The following is a 16,531-nucleotide window of genomic DNA, read 5'->3' as shown; positions in this document are numbered from 1 at the left end:
CATTTTCCGCCGCGTGCAGTGGCCGCTACTGCTGCCAACCACGCTGTTTGTGCTGATCAACGCCTCGATGAACGCCTTCCGCATTGTCGATCAGGTGATTGCCATGACCAACGGCGGCCCGAACAACAGCAGTAGCCTGCTGCTGTTTTATATCTATCGTACCGCGTTCAGTTTCTGGGACATGCCAGCCGCGTCGGCCATGACGGTGGTGCTGCTGGTGATCCTCGGATCGATTGCGTTGATCAAATTTCATCTGCTGGATAAGCGAGCCCATTATCAATGAAAGCTGCATCCTCTCCGGGCGGTTTTGCACTCAACCTGCTGATTTGGCTGGCCGCGCTGCTGTGGAGCTTGCCGATCCTGGTGGCGCTGTGGATTGCCATTCATCCGGCCGCCGGACAGGGGCACTTTTCGCTGCTGGCACCGCTGACGCTGGAGAACTTCATCAATGCCTGGCACGCGGCACCGTTTGCCCGCTACTTCCTCAATACCACGCTGCTGGTGCTGATGATTGTGGTAGTCCAGCTGGTGCTGGCCACGCTGGCCGCTTATGCACTGGTGCGGTTCCGCCTGAAATTTTCCGGTTTCCTCTTCGCGCTGATTCTGCTGCAGCTGATGATCAGCCCGGATGTGCTGATTCTGAATAATTACCGCACCATTAGCGCGCTTGGGCTGCGCGATACCCTGACCGGCATTGCGCTGCCGTACTTTGCCTCGGCGTTCGCCATCTTTCTGCTGCGGCAGACATTCAAAAGCATTCCGCTGGTACTGGAAGAGGCGGCAACCGTTGAAGGAGCCAGCCGGTTTTACATTCTGCGCCACATCTACATTCCGCTGGCAAAGCCAATCTATGTGGCATTCGCGCTGGTCTCGATCAGCTTCCACTGGAACGATTTTCTCTGGCCGCTGGTGATCACCGACTCGGTTCAGGTGCGTCCGTTAACCGTCGGGCTGCAGCTGTTTTCTGCGCCGGAGCAGGGCGTGCAGTGGGCGCTGATTGGGGCAGCAACGCTGATGACCACCTTGCCGTTGCTGCTGCTGTTTTTGCTGTTCCAGCGGCAGTTTATTCAGTCATTCATGCGTGACGGTATTCGCTAAGGAGAGCCAGAGATGGGATATGCTCATGCGCTAACCGCAGCGCAACGCCAGCGGCTGGGTGATGTCGCTGAGCTGTATCAGTTACCGGATTTACGCGCGGCACCGCTCGACGGCACGCTGCGCTTCGGGCTGCTGGCCGATCCGCAATATGCTGACGTTGAGGCGGATGTCGCGGCGAATCTCTACTATCGCCATGCGCTGCATAAGCTGCCGCAGGCAATAACCGCGCTCAATCAGCAGCCGCTGGATTTTGTCGTTACGCTCGGCGATCTGGTGGATCGCCACTGGGACAGCTATGCCACGCTGCTGCCGCTCTACGATCGGCTACTCCATCCGCATGCCGTGGTGCTGGGGAATCACGACGCCCAGACCATCGCGCAGCACCTCGATGACGCGCTGCCGCTGCCAAAAAGTTACTATGCTTTTCAGCTGCCGGGCTGGCGCTTTATTGTCTATGACGGCAACGATATCAGCCTGTACTGCAATCAACACAACGGCGACGATCGCCAGCGCGCGGCCGCACTGCTGGCTGATTTACAGGCGCGCCAGCAACCGCAGGCGCAGCCGTGGAATGGCGCGGTCGGCGCGACGCAGCTGGCGTGGCTGGAAACGCAGCTTGTTGAGGCCCGCGCCTGCGGCCAGCAGGTGGTGGTGTTCGGCCATTATCCGCTGGCACCGGGCTACAGCCACAGTCTGCTCAACGGTGCGCAGCTGGCAGAGCTGTTCTGCCGCTATGACGTGCGCGCCTGTTTTGCCGGCCACGATCACCGTGGCGGCTATCACCGCCGTGCGGATACCGTGTTTATAACCCTGCAGGGGATGCTGGATGGCCCGTCGCGCGTGCCCTTTGCGGTGGTGGAACTGACGGGCGAGACGTTGCGGCTGAGCGGATGGGGCGGCGAAATCAGCCGCGAAGAGGTATACGGTGCCGCGCCGATGGCTAGCCGGCCAGGTTAAAACTGTTGTCAATGCGCAACAAAACCTCGGCCGTCGGGACTGATCCATCCAGACACAGGGAAACCCAATGCTTTTTGTTCATATGGTAGCCCGGGAAATAAACCTCGCCATCGACCAGCGAAGCGATGGCCTGCGGCGAGACTTTAATATTGACGATTTCAATCAGGCTATCATCCGGTCGGCCCAGCTTGCTGCTGTGAATCGTCAACAGCGCGCCGAACCACTTTTGATTATCTTTGCGGCGAAAGATGGCGTTTTCAGGAAAGCGCGGCCATAAGAATTCCAGCTCACTCTGATATTGCTGTTTCAGGTGCTGAACAATCGCATCGGCCTGCGCTGTTTTGAAATGCTTCTGCGGGAAACATTTTTCTGCGATATCCAGCAAGATAGCGTCATGTTCTTCACGAATCTGTCCCACAAAGGCACCGGTGGCAGAAGTAATACGGTGAAGAATGTAATCTTCTCCTGTGACTTTATCGATAATGGTGGCGGCAATGTCACCCTGGGTGGTGATGTTTACCTGCAGGGTAAACTGCTTATTCATCACATCACAGCGGTAGCCGTAATCCTGCCCGTCCTTGCGGAAACCGTAAGCCAGCAGCTTTTTCACATTCATTTCCCGGCTGACGAAAAGATGATTTACGTTGTACATTTTCATGCCTGGTTAACGGAGAGGCGTTCACAATACCCGGAGTTTGCTCAGGGGCGTGCGGGCTATTTTAACCGACAGGAGGGATTTTTATGTGCCATAAATCGCTATGACACCCGGCACCGCTTTTTCGCCCTATCACACCGCCAAGAACAACCGCCACCGGACGCTTAACCCAGTCTTACGCAACGCGCGCACATGCTGTATAGTCCGTTTTTTTTCGGAGGAACCATGCTGCCCAACTCATCCACGCGCCTGAATAAATACATCAGCGAGAGCGGAATCTGCTCGCGCCGTGACGCCGATCGTTACATCGAACAAGGCAACGTTTTCATTAACGGCAAACGCGCCAGCGTCGGTGCGCAGGTGTTCGCCGGGGATGAGGTCAAAGTCAACGGGCGGCTGATTGAACCGCGCAACGAAGACGATCTGGTATTAATCGCCCTCAACAAGCCGGTGGGCATTGTCACCACCATGGAAGAGGGCGAGCGTGACAACATTGGTGACTTCGTTAACCACAGCAAGCGCGTGTTCCCGATTGGCCGGCTGGATAAAGACTCGCAGGGGCTGATTTTCCTCACCAATCACGGCGATCTGGTGAATAAAATCCTGCGCGCCGGTAACAATCACGAAAAAGAGTACGTGGTCACGGTGGATAAGCCGATCACCGATGAGTTTATTGCCGGCATGGCGGCGGGCGTACCGATGCTCGGCACAGTGACGAAAAAATGCAAAGTGAAGCGGGAGTCGACCTTTGTATTTCGTATTATCCTGGTGCAGGGACTGAACCGGCAGATTCGCCGCATGGCCAAACACTTTGGCTATGAAGTGACGAAGCTGGAGCGCACGCGGATCATGAACGTGAGCCTGAAAGGTATCCCGCTCGGTGAGTGGCGCGATCTGACGGACGATGAACTGATCGACCTGTTTAAGCTGATTGAGGATTCGTCGTCAGAAGATCAAAAAACGCAGCAGGCGCAGGCGAAGAAAAAAGCGGCGACGCCCGCCGCGAAAAAACCGGCCGTCAGCGCACCGAAACAGAGTGACAAAGCGGGTCAGGGCGCTAACCGCAAGCGCTTTACTCAGCCGGGACGCAAGAAAAAAGGGCGTTAAAATCACACCCGCGGCGCCCGCGACCATCACGTATCTTTAGCGCCGCACGCCTTCATTCCAGCCACGTTTTTATTATTTATAACCGGGCGTCAGAATATCTGCGCCCGGTCATGCTTTTTCACGCAATCAATATGCAAATCCGCTGCATATCCAAAGGAGAAAATGGCATTAGGGATAAATAGTGACTGTGATAATTTTCAGCTATACGCCGAATAGCAGGCGTCACTCACCTTATTTAGCTGAACCTTTTCCAGGGATATAAACAATGCATAAACACCGCCTGGCCGGACTATTACTGGCCTCTGCATCGCTGCTCGCCGGCTTGTCGCTGCACGCTCGCGCCGCTGACGCATCCATTCCCTCACTGGCCGGTAAACGTATCGGTATTACCGTGGCCGGTACCGATCACTACTGGGATCTGAAAGCCTATCAGGGACAAATTGATGAAGTAAAGCGGCTGGGTGGCACGCCTATCGCGCTGGATGGCGGACGCAAAGAGTCACAGCAGATCGCGCAAATTCAAACGCTGATTGCACAAAAACCGGATGCCATTATTGAAACGCTGGGCACCGCCTCAGTGCTGGAACCCTGGCTGAAAAAAATTCGCGACGCCGGCATTCCCTTATTTACCGTAGATACCGCCAGCCCATCCAGTATTAACGTCACAACCTCCGATAACTTTTATATTGGCGAGCAGCTGGCATTAAAACTGGTCAATGATCTGCGCGGCGAAGGCAATATTCTGGTGTTTAATGGTTTTTATGGCGTGCCGGTGGTGGCGATGCGCTATGACCAGTTAAAAGCCGTGCTGAAATGGTATCCGAAAATTAAAATCATTCAGCCCGAACTGCGCGACGTCATTCCCAATACCGTGCAGGATGCCTATGCGCAGATTAGTCAGCTGCTTAACAAGTATCCGCAAGGGTCAGTACAGGCTATCTGGGCGGCATGGGACGTACCGCAGATTGGTGCCACTCAGGCGGTTGATGCTGCCGGTCGAAGTGAAATCAAAACTTACGCCGTGGACGGCAGCCCGGACGTGGTCTCGCTGGTGAAAGATCCGAAATCCAGCGCGGCGGCGGTGGTGGCGCAGCAACCCTATCTGATCGGACAGACTGCGGTACAAAATGTGGCGAAATACCTTGCCGGCGATCGTTCACTTCCGCCTGCCACCTATGTTCCGGCCATTCTGGTCACCAAAGAGAATGCGGCGCAGGCGCAGCAAACGCTGGGCCAGAGCGATGATAAATAAGACAGTGCGACTGCAACTGCGCCAGATCAGTAAAGCCTTTGACGGCATTCCCGCGCTGCAGGCGGTATCGCTTGATGTCCACGCCGGCGAAGTGCATGGGCTGATTGGGCATAACGGAGCCGGTAAATCGACGCTGATCAAAGTGCTGGGCGGCATCCACGCTGCCGATGAGGGCAGCGTGACGCTGGAAGGCCGGCCACTGGTGTTGACCAGTCCGGCTCAGGCACAACAGCAGGGCATCGCCATTGTTCATCAGGAGCGGCTATTGCCAGGCACGCTGACGGTGGCGGAAGCGCTGCTGCTCGGTAATGAGCCACGGATTGGCAGCACACCGTTTATCGATCGCCGGCGTATGCGTCAGCAGGCGCGGCAGCTACTGCAACAGCACTTCGATCTGCAGATCGATCCCGATGCGCTGATCGCCGGGTTAAGTGTGGCGGAACAGCAGCTGGTGCAGATCTGTCGCGTATTACAGCGCGCGCCGCGCGTGGTGGTACTGGATGAACCGACCGCCGCGCTGGCGCGCCACGAGGTGCAGGCGCTGTTTCGCGTTATTGAACGTATGCGTCAGCAGGGGATCGCACTGATCTACGTTTCTCACTATCTCGATGAAATCCAGGCGCTGTGCCAGCGGGTTACGGTGCTGCGCGATGGTAAAGACGTTGCGCATTTTACCGGCGACGCCCTTTCTCCGCAGGCGCTGATTAATGCCATGATCGGTGAGACGCAGCAGGCGATTGCACCGCGCGGTCTGCCACCTGACGGCGAGCCGGTGCTGACCGTAGACGCCCTGAGCGCGCCGGGTCGCTTTCACAATGTTTGTTTCAGCGCACGACGTGGCGAGATCGTTGGCATTACCGGCCTGCTGGGCTCCGGAGGGAAGGCGTTAATCAGCGCACTGTTTGGTCTGGAACGTGGCGTGAGCGGGACGCTGCGCGTAGGTGAGACGCACGGCGTACCGGCTTCGCCACATGCCGCGGTGAAACGTGGCATCGCGCTGGTGCCGGAAGATCGCCGCGCCAACGGCATCGCGCTCAATGTGAGCCTGCGCGACAACATCACCCTGACGACCGTGCAGCGCCTGCTGCGCTGGGGCGGCGTCTCCGCAACCGCCGAGACCGCGCTGGTGGCGGACAACATCCGCCAGCTGGCGATCCGCACACCGGGCCAGCTGGCACCGCTGCGTCAGCTATCCGGCGGAAATCAGCAAAAAGCGGTGCTGGCGAAATGGCTCAACACCCACGCCACGCTCTATCTGCTGGATGAGCCCACGGTTGGCGTCGACATTGCCGCCAAGGCCGCCATTTATCAAACCCTGCAGCAGCTGGCGGCCGCCGGGGCGGTGATTATCCTGTTTTCCACCGATCTGCTGGAACTGCAAACGCTCGCCGACCGCATTATTGTGCTGGCGCGCGGCGAGCAGGTCGCCACGCTGTCCGCCCGGCACACCAGTCACCAGGAGATTCTGTCCCTGGCTTCCGGCACGGGCGCATTGACGGAGCAAATCCTATGAGTGAACTGAGCCAACCGGCGGTGGTGACGGCGGCAGGCAAACCGCAGGGGCAGCCGTGGCTGCAGCACGTCGCGCTGCTGATTATTGTACTGGTGCTGGCGGTATTTGCCTGGCTGTCGCCTATTTTCCTCAGCGTGATCAACCTCGGTAACGTATTGCAGCAAACGGCGGTGGTGGGAACGCTGGCGCTGGGTCTGACGCTGGTGCTAAGCGGTGGCGGTGTTCAGGGGATTAGCGGCGGCATTGATTTATCCATTGCCGCTAATATGGGGTTGTGTGCCGCGGTATTCGCGGCGCAGATTGCTGAGCAACACTCTGTCACTTATGCGCTGCTGCTCACGCTGCTCACCGGCATCGCCGTGGGGATATTCAATGCCCTGGCGATTGTCTGGCTTGGTATTTTGCCCCTGCTGGCGACGCTGACCAGCATGAACATCGCCATGGGACTGGAGATGGTACTGAGCGGAAACGCGTCGATTTCCGCCAGCAGCGCGCTGCAAAACCTGCTGATAGCCAGCGGACCGCTGGGCGTTTCCTGGCTCGGCTGGGGATTTCTGCTGCTGGCGTTGAGTGCACTCGGGCTCAGTCGTTTCACCGCGTTTGGCCTGCGCCTGCAGGCGGTGGGTAGCCATCCGCAGGCCGCCAACGCGGCGGGCATTAGCGTGGCGCGCTATCAAAGTCTGAGTTATGTGCTGTGCGGCTTCAGCGCTGCACTGGCAGCCATTGCCTCGGTGGCGCTGCTCAGCGGCAGTTCGCCGGGCGCTAACGACAATCTGCTGATGGTGATTGCCGCCGCGCTGCTCGGCGTGGTGTTTTCGCGTCGCCTGGTGCCGACCCTGGGCGGTGCACTGATCAGCGCGCTGTTTCTGAGTCTGATAGCCAACGGCTTTCAGTTGGTTAACGTCTCAAGTTACTGGATTAACGGCGTCGAGGGTGTGCTCATCCTGCTGGTTGTGGCGCTGACCGCGCTACTGCGGCGCCGTCAGGCGGGGAGGGCATCTCATGTCTGAACTGAGCCTGAGCGGTAAAAAAGTGCCGGGGCTGTTGCGCAGCCTGATGGTGCTGACCTTTGTTGCGCTGCTGCTGTTTTTCATCATCGCCGCGCCCGCGTTTGCCACTGTCGCCAACATTCGTAGCGTGCTGCTGAATAATGTCGCACCGCTGGCGATTGTGGCGCTGGCCATGACGCTGGTCACGCGTATCGGCGCGATCGATCTGTCCGTCGGTACGGCGATTGATGTCGCCTGCCTGGTGCTGGTGACGCTGGTACTGCATCAGGTCGCGCTGCCGCTGGCGCTGTTGGGTGCGCTGACGGCGGCACTGCTGGTAGGCGTGTTCAACGCTTTTCTGGTGACACAACTCGGCGTTGAGCCGTTTCTCGCCACGCTTGGCACGCTGTTTATTGGTCAGAGCGTACAGCAACTGTCGTCCAACGGTGGGCAGCCGGTCTATCTGCTAAGCCAGACGCTGCCGGCGGGTTTTACCGCTATTGGTCACGGCACGCTACTTGGCGTTCCACTACCGCTCTGGCTGTTGCTGGGCGTGGTGCTGGTGCTGTATCAACTGTTGCACCGCAGCGCCAGCGGTCGCGCACTGCGCATGATGGGTGAACAGCTCAGCGTAGCGCATCATTCTGGCGTGGCGGTCAAACGTCTCACCGCGCTGGCATTCATATTCAGTGCACTGGTCGCCGGTATCGTCGGGTTAATTCTCGCCGCCAATGTCAAAGCCTGGGTACCGTTATCGGGCAATGCCTATCTGCTGAATGCCATCGGTGCCAGCTTTATTGGCGCGACCTTCGCGCCTTCGCGCCGCCCGAATGTGCCGGGTACGCTGCTGGGGGTCGTGCTGCTGAGTTTCATCGCCAACGGACTGTTGCTGGTCGGCTGGAACTTTTACTGGCAGCAGGTGGCAACCGGCGCACTGATCTTTGTGGTACTGGCCGTGGGTGCGCTGCGTGCGCGTCGCCCTGTCTGAGGAGGGTAACGGATGCCTTCACCGTTTTTGCTGTTTGCGTTCATGATGAATGTCCCTGGTCATCTCTCTGCCGGATTGTGGCGACATCCCCAGGATCAGGCGCATCGCTATACCGAGCTGGATTACTGGACGACCCTCGCGCGGCAGCTTGATACCGCAGGTTTTGATGCGCTGTTTATTGCTGATGCGCTGGGACAACTGGATGTATGGCAGGGCAAGCCGGACGCGGCGTTGCGCCTGGCCGCTCAGATGCCGGTGAACGATCCGCTGCTGCTGGTCTCAGCCATGGCAGCCGTCACGCAGCACCTCGGTTTCGGTATTACGGTCTCTGCCACCTACGAACATCCTTATTTGCTGGCGCGCAAGTTCACGACGCTTGATCATCTCACCCGCGGGCGTATCGCCTGGAACGTGGTGACTTCCATGCTTGATTCCGCGGCGCGCAATCTGGGTTTGACCCGGCAGCTGCCGCATGATGAGCGTTACGATCGCGCACAGGAGTTTCTGGATGTGACCGCGAAGCTGTGGGAAGGCTCATGGGAGGAAGATGCGGTTAGCCGCGATAAAGCCAACAGCCTGTATAGCGATCCGCAAAAAGTGCACGCTATTCAGCATTATGGTCGCTGGTATCAGGTGCCGGATGCACATCTCAGTGAGCCCAGCCCACAGCGCACCCCGGTGCTGTTTCAGGCTGGCACTTCGGCACGCGGTGCGCAGTTTGCTGCCCGTAACGCAGAAGTCATTTTCCTCGGTGGTGTCACCGCGCAGGCGATTGCCAGCGATATTCAGCGCATTCGTCAGCTGGCCGTGGCAGAAGGGCGCGATCCGGCGTCGCTGCGTTTTGTCACAGCCATCACGGTGATCACGGCCGAAGATGATGCCGCCGCCCGGGCCAAACTTGAGGATTATCAGCAATACATCAGTGAAGAGGCTGCGCTGGCGCTCTTCTCGGCGTGGACCGGTATCGACTGGTCGCAGGAGGATCCGGACATGCCGCTGGCCTTTCGCGAAACCGACGCCTGCCGTTCGGCGCTGGCCAGCCTGACGCGAATTGACGATCAAAAACGCTGGACGCTGCGTGAGGCAGCCCGCTACATCGGTATCGGTGGTCTGCATCCGTTGCTGGTGGGCGGCGGCGAAACCATTGCCGATCGGCTGGATCAGTTTGCGGCAGAATCGGGCGTGGACGGCTTTAATCTGGGCTGGGCTATTAGCCCGGGCAGCTTCAACGATTTCATTGCCTGGGTCATGCCGGTGCTGCGCCAGCGCGGGCGGGTGCGTCCTCAGCCAGCACAGCCGTTAACCTTGCGTGAACGTCTCACGGGTCAGCCGCGCCTGGCAGCTGACCATCCGGCAACGCGCTTCCGCCGCCCTTAGCTCCACGCATGGCGCGGCGGCGGCGTGCCGTTGAGATAATAATTACCCACGTGGTAATACTTCCAGCGCACCGGATCGTGCAGCGTATGGGTGCGCGCGTTGCGCCAGTGGCGGTCCAGATTAAACTCCTGCAGCGTGGCGCGGGTGCCAGCCAGCTCAAACAGTTTGTTACCGGCAAGCAGAGCGATCTCCGTCGTCAGCACTTTGGCCTCGGCGGTGGCCACGGTCGCGCGTGCCACGCTGGTCTCATCGGGCTGCGTCAGCGCGGCGTCAATCGCTGCACCGGCCTGCCACAGCAGCGCTTCGGCAGCGTGCAGGCGGATTTTCAAATCACCGACTGCCGCCAGCGTGAAGTGGTCATCGGCAGCGCGCGCCTGGCCACTGTCAATCCACGGCCGCGAGCGTTCGCGAACAAATTGCAGGGTGTCTTCAATGGTACCGCGCGCAATACCGACATCCACCGCCGCCTGAATGATCTGTGAAATCGGCCCGGCAGCGGTTGGCCGCTCAAACGCCTGCCAGGTTGGAATAACGCGCGACAGCGGGGCGCGGACATTCTCCAGCAGTACGGTACCGGAGGCCGTCGTGCGCTGACCAAAGGCCGACCAGTTATTAATGACGCTGATGCCCGGCGTGTCGCGATCGAGCACAATCAGATGCGCCCGGTCCTGCTCGTCCAGCGCCACGGCATGGATTCGATGCGCCAGCAGCGCGCCAGTGGCATAAAATTTTTCCCCGTTAATCACCACCTCATCACCGTCACGCCGAAAGCGCGTCTGAAAATCGGCGACCGTGCGGCCATGCTTCTCCGAGAAGGCGTTACCCCAGCGCAGCCCGGCCAGTACCTCGCTCAGCAGTACCTGTTTTTGTGCTTCGCTACCGTCTTCCAGCAGATGGGCCACACCGGCCAGATGGTTTTGCGGCAGCTGACCGAGCGCCGGATCGGCAGCTGAAATGATGGCGATCACCCTGGCCACGGTGGTCCACGACACGCCCGCTCCGCCCCAGGCTTTGGGGATGGCCATTACCCACAGGCCGCTTTGCGAGAACGCATCCAGCTCTTTGAGGGGCAGAATGCCCTCACGATCGCGCAGTGCCGCCTCGCGCGCGAAGCTGACCGCCAACTGATGGGCTACGGCGATAGCTTCCGCATCGTCGCGAATGATATGCGCGGCGCCAGCCGGTAATGGCACCGGTGCTTCCGTCTGTTGCGTATTGACTTTACGCGGCAGCGCCGCGGAGTCGGCTAAGGTCAGCGACATAATGACTTCTCCGGTAGAAGAGGATAGAGGAGGGCATCATCGCATGCGCACGCGGAGGGCTTATATCTCAATAGCGGTTAAGCAAAGCGCAAAAAAGCCTTAGTGCTCGCGCACTAAGGCCGGATTTACAGTCGGGGAGAGAACCGCTGGCTACGCCACTTTCACCACGGTTTTGCCGAAGTTTTTGCCTTTCAGCATGTCAATAAACGCCTGCGGCGCATGCTCCAGCCCTTCTACCATGTGTTCGCGGTACAACACTTTTTGTTGCTCGACCAGCGGCGTCATCGCCTGCAGGAATTCCGGATAGCGATCGCCATAATCCTGGAAGATGATGAAGCCCTGCATACGGATGCGGCGTTTCAGAATCCCGCCCATGATCAGCGGCGTGCGATCGGGGCCGGGTGGCAGTTCGCGACTGCTGTAGCCCGACACCAGGCCACACACCGGCACGCGCGCGGCGGTGTTGAGCAGCGGGAAGACGGCATCGAATACTTTGCCGCCGACGTTTTCAAAATAGATGTCGATACCGTCCGGGCAGGCGGCCGCCAGCTGTTCTGCGAAATCGTCACGATGATGATCGATACAGGCGGAAAAACCGAGGGTGTCAATCGCGTAGCGGCACTTCTCCTCACCGCCGGCCACGCCGACGACGCGGCAGCCATTCAGCTTACCGAGCTGACCGACCGTGGCACCCACCGGTCCGGTGGCGGCGGCGACAACCAGCGTTTCACCGGCTTTGGGCTGACCGATATCCATCAGGCCCATGTAGGCGGTAAAGCCCGGCATACCCAGAATACCCAGCGCCCAGGACGGATGGGGTAGATGACCGATTTTAGTCACGCCAGTGCCATCGGACAGGGCATAGTTCTGCCAGCCGCTGGCCGCCAGCACCCAGTCGCCGGCGCTGAAGTCCGGATGCTGCGATTCCGCCACCTGGCATACGGTGCCGCCGACCATCGGCTGGTCGAGTTGCGCCGGCGGCGCGTAGGATTTGCTGTCATCCATGCGGCCACGCATATACGGGTCGAGCGACAGATAGTGGGTGCGCAGCAGCATCTGTCCCGCCTGCACCTGCGGCAGCGGTTGTTCGACAAAGCGGAAGTTCTCTTTCACCGGCTCGCCGTCCGGGCGTGACGCCAGCAGCCAGGCGTGATTGAGTGAAGCGTGTTGAGTCATAGCATTTCCTTGTTTCTGCGCGGGTAAAACAGCAAGTGTAGCCAATGATTGGGCAGAGAATGGGTGATTGATGCGGGGCCGGATGTGCTATCGCGCCATAAGAGACTTTCTTCTGAGCGGTTTCTGCGGGTCGCCATGCCCGCTCTTTTGCTGGTAGCCGTGGGTCAAGCAGTGCAAAGTTTTTCTTGCTTTCCTTCCTGAAAGGAAACCGCCCTGTCCTGTGTCCCGGGACGCAGGACAGGGCGAGGTTAATCGAAATGAAAGGTCAAGATGAACAGAGCAGATGAGCCAGCCTAAACCCGCAGGAATTGATGCGGCTTGCGTTTACATCAGAATGATACCAAACCGCTTCAGCAACAGCGCCCAGAGGGCGAACAGCACCACGGTAATCACGCAGGAGAGCAGTAGCGTGAGCCAGAAGCCGACGCGCTGGTAAAAAAACGGAAACAGGATAAACATCGGCAGTGTCGGCACCACATACCAGAACGTATACCATGCGTGAGCAGCAATCTTTTCCTGCGTTTGTCCTTCTATTTTCATCCAGATAAGCACCAGCAAGGTGACCAGCGGTAAAGCGGCGAGCAGGCCGCCCAGACGATCGCTGCGTTTCGCTGCTTCTGAGATCAGTACCACCATAAAGGCGGTTAACGCGTATTTTGAGATTAGCCAGAGCATCGTTATTCCCGATAATTATCATTAAGCCGGCTGCGTGCCTGAGGTTCTATTTCAGGTAAGAACGAATGACCGCCACGATCTCTTCCAGATCCTCACTTCGCGCCTGCGGCGTAGCCTCTGCGTTCATCAGATGTTCGCGTATATGGCCCTCAAGCAATTCGCTCATCAGGCCATTAATAGCGCCGCGCACTGCCGCGACCTGCTGCAGTACCTTGAGGCACTCTTCACCCGATTCGACGGCGGTTTCCAGCGACGCCGCCTGACCTTTTATACGTCGAATGCGGGTGAGCAAGCTTTTCTGATTTCTCAGGGTATGGGCCATTACTGCCTCCGGTTGATCATGTTCTATACTGGGGTATAGTATATAACTCACTTTACGGCGCTTTCGGGCCGCCTGCAACTGATTACCCCGACATCGACATCCAAATCCCAGGAGGCTGGATATGGCCGCAAAATCGCCGTGCATCGATCTCTGTGTGTTTGATACGAAAACCGGCTGGTGCGAAGGATGCGGACGCACCCGTGGGGAAACCCAAAGCTGGCGCAAGCTTTCGCCTTACCATCGCAAAGCGACAGAGCGGGCGCTTCCGGCGCGCCTGAAAGTGCTTAAAACCCGAGAAGCTTAGTCTTGTTCGTCAGGTCGAGGCGACACACATTGAGGGTGACGCTGCTGCCGGGGAATGAAACCTGAGGGTGTAGCAGGACATTTGTGATTAACATCTTACTTACATCATTAACATCCCCTTTTTGCTGGCTATCGGTTATGCGGTGAATCTATAGTCAATTTACTATGTAAAACTGTGTTTTATCTGGTGCAACTCATTGCTTCACCGATGAGGCACGCCAGCAGCGTTTCAGACCTGATTTAAATCAGGCAGTTAAGAGGGGATACTATGGAGATTGTTAACGCACCGCATCTGCCAGTCAGAGAGCACTGGCTGGCACTGCATCATGAACCCGCTTTGATGCCCGACCTGCCGATGGTCGATGCGCATCATCACTTATGGGACCGCCAGTCAGGGCGTTATCTGGCGCCTGAATTCAGCCACGATATCGAAACGTCCGGCCACCGGATACTCTCCACCGTCTACATTCAATGCCGTTCAATGCTGCGCCGTAACGGACCGGAGGCCTTCAAACCCGTCGGTGAGGTGGAGTTTGCCAGCGGCGTCGCGGCAATGTTTGACAGCGGCCATTACGGCGCGGCGGCAGGCTGTGAAGCGATTGTCGGCGGTGCCAGCCTGCTGGCTGGCGATGACCTGCTGCCGGTGATTGAAAGCATGACGGAACGTTCAGGCGGACGATTACGCGGGATGCGTAATCCGCTGGCCTGGCACGATGACCCACGCGTGGTATCCAGTCCCGCGACGCCGCCCGCCGGTCTGGCGGCCAGTGCCGCATTCCGGCGCGGTGCCGCATGCCTGGCCCGTAAAGGACTGTCGCTGGATGTCTGGGTTTATCACACCCAACTCGATGAAATCGCTGAGCTGGCACGGGCGCTACCCGAACTGCACATTATTGTGGACCATTGCGGCGGGCCGATCGGCAGCGGACCGTATGCCGGCAAACGGGATGCAACCTTCCAGGAATGGAAAAAGGCCATCATTGCGCTGGCGACGTTGCCAAACGTGAGCATCAAAATCAGCGGTTTCGGCATGACCGTCATGGGCTACTCCTTCGCTCAGCACGCCACGCCACCGGACTCCCTGACGCTTTCGCAGGCCTGGCGGCCGCAGTTTGAAACCCTGGTTGACGCGTTTGGCGTCGGGCGCTGTATGTTTGCCAGCAACTTCCCTGTCGACAAAGGGATGTTCAGCTACGGCGTATTCTGGAATGCCTGTAAAAGGCTGGCTGAGCACGCTTCGCCGACCGAAAGAGAACAGCTGTTCTGGCGCACCGCGGCTGCATGCTATCGCTTATCCTCCCTGGAGAATATGGATGAATATCAAATCAAGACTGCATGAAGCGCCTCCCCTGGCGCAGGATGAGTCCGCTGCAGCGATCTCGTATACATCGGCAGAAAAAAGGACGCTGGCGCTGGGCGGGTTAGGGTGGACGTTTGAAAGCTATGACTCGTTTTTGCTCTCGCTGTTACTACCGGTACTGGGCGTGGTATTTGATGTCAGCAAAACGGAACTTGGCGTGTTTATCAGCACCACAGCAGGCGGGCAGATTATTGGTGGCATTCTGTTTGGGCTGGTTGCCGATAAGATCGGACGCGTCAGAACCGCCTTTATCTGTATCGCCATCTATTCACTTTTCTCTGGACTGCTGGCGTTCTCCCACAATCCTCAGGCGTTTGCTGCGCTGCGATTCTGCGGTGCGCTGGGTATGGGCGGCATGTGGACGTCAGGAGCGGCACTGATCGCCGAAACATGGCGTCCGGAACGTCGTGCACGCGGTGGCGCGCTGATGCAGATGGGGTTACCGGTGGGGGCGATTCTGGCGATTGGCCTGACGGCGCTGGTGACGGCCCTGACCGGCGGGCTGGAAAACGGCGGCTGGCGCTACCTTTTCATGATTGGCGCACTGCCGGTGTTTATCATGATGGTCATTGCTTATATCACGCCTGAATCACCTGTCTGGCTGGCGCGCCAGCAGGAACGCGCTCACCGCCAGAGCAAAACAGCAGGTACCGGCAAAATCAATCTTAAAGGATTGCTGCTGGCATTTACCTTTATCTTTTTCATTCAGTACCTGTTCTGGGGCGTATTCACCTGGACGCCAACCTATCTTCGTGAAGTTAAGCATCTCGATTTTCTTCACAGCCTGAAATTTGTGCTGGCACTGCAAACCGGTGCCATTGCTGGCTTCCTGGTGTTCTCACTGCTGGCCGATAAGTGGGGGCGCAGGCCGATGTTTCTGCTCTACCTGTTTATTGGTGCGGTGGCGGTCGGCATGTATCTGGCGACCACTCAGCCGCTGATTCTGATGGTCGCGATCTTTATGGCAGGTTTTGGCGTAAACGGTATTTTTGCCGGCTCCGGTCCTTTCCTCGCCGAGATCATTGGCGACACGCAGTCACGCGGCTTTTTAATGGGGCTGGCGTATAACGGCGGGCGCCTGGGCGGCTTTATCGCGCCGCTACTGATTGGTTTTGTGGCCAGCGTTGGAGGATTCACTGCCGGGCTGGCCACCACGGTGATCGCCTTTCTTGCCGCGATGGTGGTGGTCTGGTTAGCACCAGAAACCAAAGGCGTGAAGTTGCAGTAAGCTGTGCGCCTGTCGCGCGATCGGCAGGCTAAAGCCTGTGACACGGCTGAACACCTGACGCGCTGTCAGGTGTTCAGCCAGTTGTGTGGTATACCCACCGCAGCCAGAATCATCACCGCAAAATCCTGCACCACATCGCGGTCACGTCAGGTGAGCCCGCGCACAAACCCGGATAAAACATCAGGTTCGCCGGTGCGCTAATTGCCTGATTAGCCTGGCTTGCTGGAGAAGTGCCCAGGTGACGTCGGGCAATCTCACATAACAGGCGC

General features: G+C 58.4%; 18 protein-coding genes. 13 read left to right on the top strand and 5 right to left on the bottom strand.

The genetic code is table 11. The features are described 5' to 3' along the window. The 3 genes from FT726_RS18340 to FT726_RS18330 form a co-directional block, all read left to right on the top strand. Positions 1-283, top strand: a 283-nt coding sequence (locus FT726_RS18340) for a carbohydrate ABC transporter permease (protein WP_407075077.1), incomplete at its 5' end; no start/stop codon positions are given. Further along, positions 280-1,098 carry a carbohydrate ABC transporter permease gene (locus tag FT726_RS18335; protein WP_346303183.1) on the top strand — a complete coding sequence of 273 codons (819 nt, stop codon included), beginning with the start codon at positions 280-282 and terminating at the stop codon, positions 1,096-1,098. The genes FT726_RS18340 and FT726_RS18335, both read left to right, overlap by 4 nt. Before the next feature lie 12 nt (positions 1,099-1,110). Next, positions 1,111-2,055 (top strand): metallophosphoesterase, encoded by a 945-nt coding sequence (locus FT726_RS18330; protein ID WP_346303182.1) that lies wholly within the window; start codon positions 1,111-1,113, stop codon positions 2,053-2,055. Here FT726_RS18330 and FT726_RS18325 read toward each other — a convergent pair. Beyond that, positions 2,039-2,473, bottom strand: coding sequence for an MmcQ/YjbR family DNA-binding protein (locus FT726_RS18325; protein ID WP_315657561.1), 435 nt, complete (start codon positions 2,471-2,473; stop codon positions 2,039-2,041). The genes FT726_RS18330 and FT726_RS18325 overlap by 17 nt on opposite strands. Positions 2,474-2,500: 27 nt before the next feature. Here FT726_RS18325 and FT726_RS18320 point away from each other — a divergent pair, with 27 nt between their 5' ends. From FT726_RS18320 to FT726_RS18290, 7 genes are all read left to right on the top strand, one after another. Next, entirely contained in the window at positions 2,501-2,878 is a 378-nt protein-coding gene (locus tag FT726_RS18320) for a hypothetical protein (RefSeq protein WP_346303181.1), read from the top strand. Between the two features lie 57 nt (positions 2,879-2,935). After that, positions 2,936-3,817: a 23S rRNA pseudouridine(2604) synthase RluF gene (gene rluF / locus FT726_RS18315; protein WP_021506014.1), complete on the top strand. Its 882-nt coding sequence runs from the start codon at positions 2,936-2,938 to the stop codon at positions 3,815-3,817. A 265-nt stretch (positions 3,818-4,082) separates the two neighbouring features. Further along, positions 4,083-5,069 carry a sugar ABC transporter substrate-binding protein gene (locus FT726_RS18310; RefSeq protein ID WP_058774665.1) on the top strand — a complete coding sequence of 329 codons (987 nt, stop codon included), beginning with the start codon at positions 4,083-4,085 and terminating at the stop codon, positions 5,067-5,069. Beyond that, positions 5,059-6,582: a sugar ABC transporter ATP-binding protein gene (locus FT726_RS18305; protein WP_288422220.1), complete on the top strand. Its 1,524-nt coding sequence runs from the start codon at positions 5,059-5,061 to the stop codon at positions 6,580-6,582. The genes FT726_RS18310 and FT726_RS18305 overlap by 11 nt, the downstream gene beginning before the upstream one ends. Further along, positions 6,579-7,592, top strand: a complete 1,014-nt coding sequence (locus FT726_RS18300) for an ABC transporter permease (RefSeq protein ID WP_058758574.1) — start codon at positions 6,579-6,581, stop codon at positions 7,590-7,592. The genes FT726_RS18305 and FT726_RS18300 overlap by 4 nt, the downstream gene beginning before the upstream one ends. Then, a complete protein-coding gene (locus FT726_RS18295) occupies positions 7,585-8,559 on the top strand; it encodes an ABC transporter permease (RefSeq protein ID WP_021506018.1) in 975 nt (324 codons plus the stop codon). The genes FT726_RS18300 and FT726_RS18295 overlap by 8 nt, the downstream gene beginning before the upstream one ends. 12 nt (positions 8,560-8,571) lie before the next feature. Next, positions 8,572-9,936, top strand: coding sequence for an LLM class flavin-dependent oxidoreductase (locus FT726_RS18290; RefSeq protein ID WP_104092956.1), 1,365 nt, complete (start codon positions 8,572-8,574; stop codon positions 9,934-9,936). Here the strand turns inward: FT726_RS18290 and FT726_RS18285 are convergent. The 4 genes from FT726_RS18285 to FT726_RS18270 all read right to left on the bottom strand — a co-directional run bounded on the left by FT726_RS18285 (position 9,933) and on the right by FT726_RS18270 (position 13,371). Further along, entirely contained in the window at positions 9,933-11,198 is a 1,266-nt protein-coding gene (locus FT726_RS18285; protein ID WP_346303180.1) for an SfnB family sulfur acquisition oxidoreductase, read from the bottom strand. The genes FT726_RS18290 and FT726_RS18285 overlap by 4 nt on opposite strands. A 150-nt stretch (positions 11,199-11,348) precedes the next feature. After that, positions 11,349-12,374 carry an NADP-dependent oxidoreductase gene (locus FT726_RS18280; protein WP_264443526.1) on the bottom strand — a complete coding sequence of 342 codons (1,026 nt, stop codon included), beginning with the start codon at positions 12,372-12,374 and terminating at the stop codon, positions 11,349-11,351. Positions 12,375-12,698: 324 nt separating this feature from the next. After that, positions 12,699-13,049, bottom strand: a complete 351-nt coding sequence (locus FT726_RS18275; protein WP_132462501.1) for a DUF3147 family protein — start codon at positions 13,047-13,049, stop codon at positions 12,699-12,701. A 46-nt stretch (positions 13,050-13,095) separates the two neighbouring features. Beyond that, positions 13,096-13,371, bottom strand: coding sequence for a metal/formaldehyde-sensitive transcriptional repressor (locus tag FT726_RS18270; RefSeq protein WP_058769814.1), 276 nt, complete (start codon positions 13,369-13,371; stop codon positions 13,096-13,098). A 121-nt stretch (positions 13,372-13,492) separates the two neighbouring features. Between FT726_RS18270 and FT726_RS18265 the strand changes: the two genes are divergently transcribed. From FT726_RS18265 to FT726_RS18255, 3 genes are all read left to right on the top strand, one after another. Continuing rightward, positions 13,493-13,675, top strand: coding sequence for a DUF1289 domain-containing protein (locus tag FT726_RS18265; protein WP_241797926.1), 183 nt, complete (start codon positions 13,493-13,495; stop codon positions 13,673-13,675). A 267-nt stretch (positions 13,676-13,942) separates the two neighbouring features. Beyond that, positions 13,943-15,013 (top strand): amidohydrolase, encoded by a 1,071-nt coding sequence (locus FT726_RS18260; protein WP_282995428.1) that lies wholly within the window; start codon positions 13,943-13,945, stop codon positions 15,011-15,013. Next, a complete protein-coding gene (locus FT726_RS18255) occupies positions 14,988-16,262 on the top strand; it encodes an MFS transporter (RefSeq protein ID WP_132462505.1) in 1,275 nt (424 codons plus the stop codon). Before FT726_RS18260 ends, FT726_RS18255 begins: the two co-directional genes overlap by 26 nt. The last annotated feature ends 269 nt before the right edge of the window (positions 16,263-16,531 follow it).

The sequence above is a fragment of the Pantoea sp. Morm genome (assembly GCF_016643525.1).
GTDB classification, from domain to species: Bacteria; Pseudomonadota; Gammaproteobacteria; order Enterobacterales; family Enterobacteriaceae; genus Pantoea; species Pantoea dispersa.
This window is presented reverse-complemented; position numbering and strand designations above follow the sequence as displayed.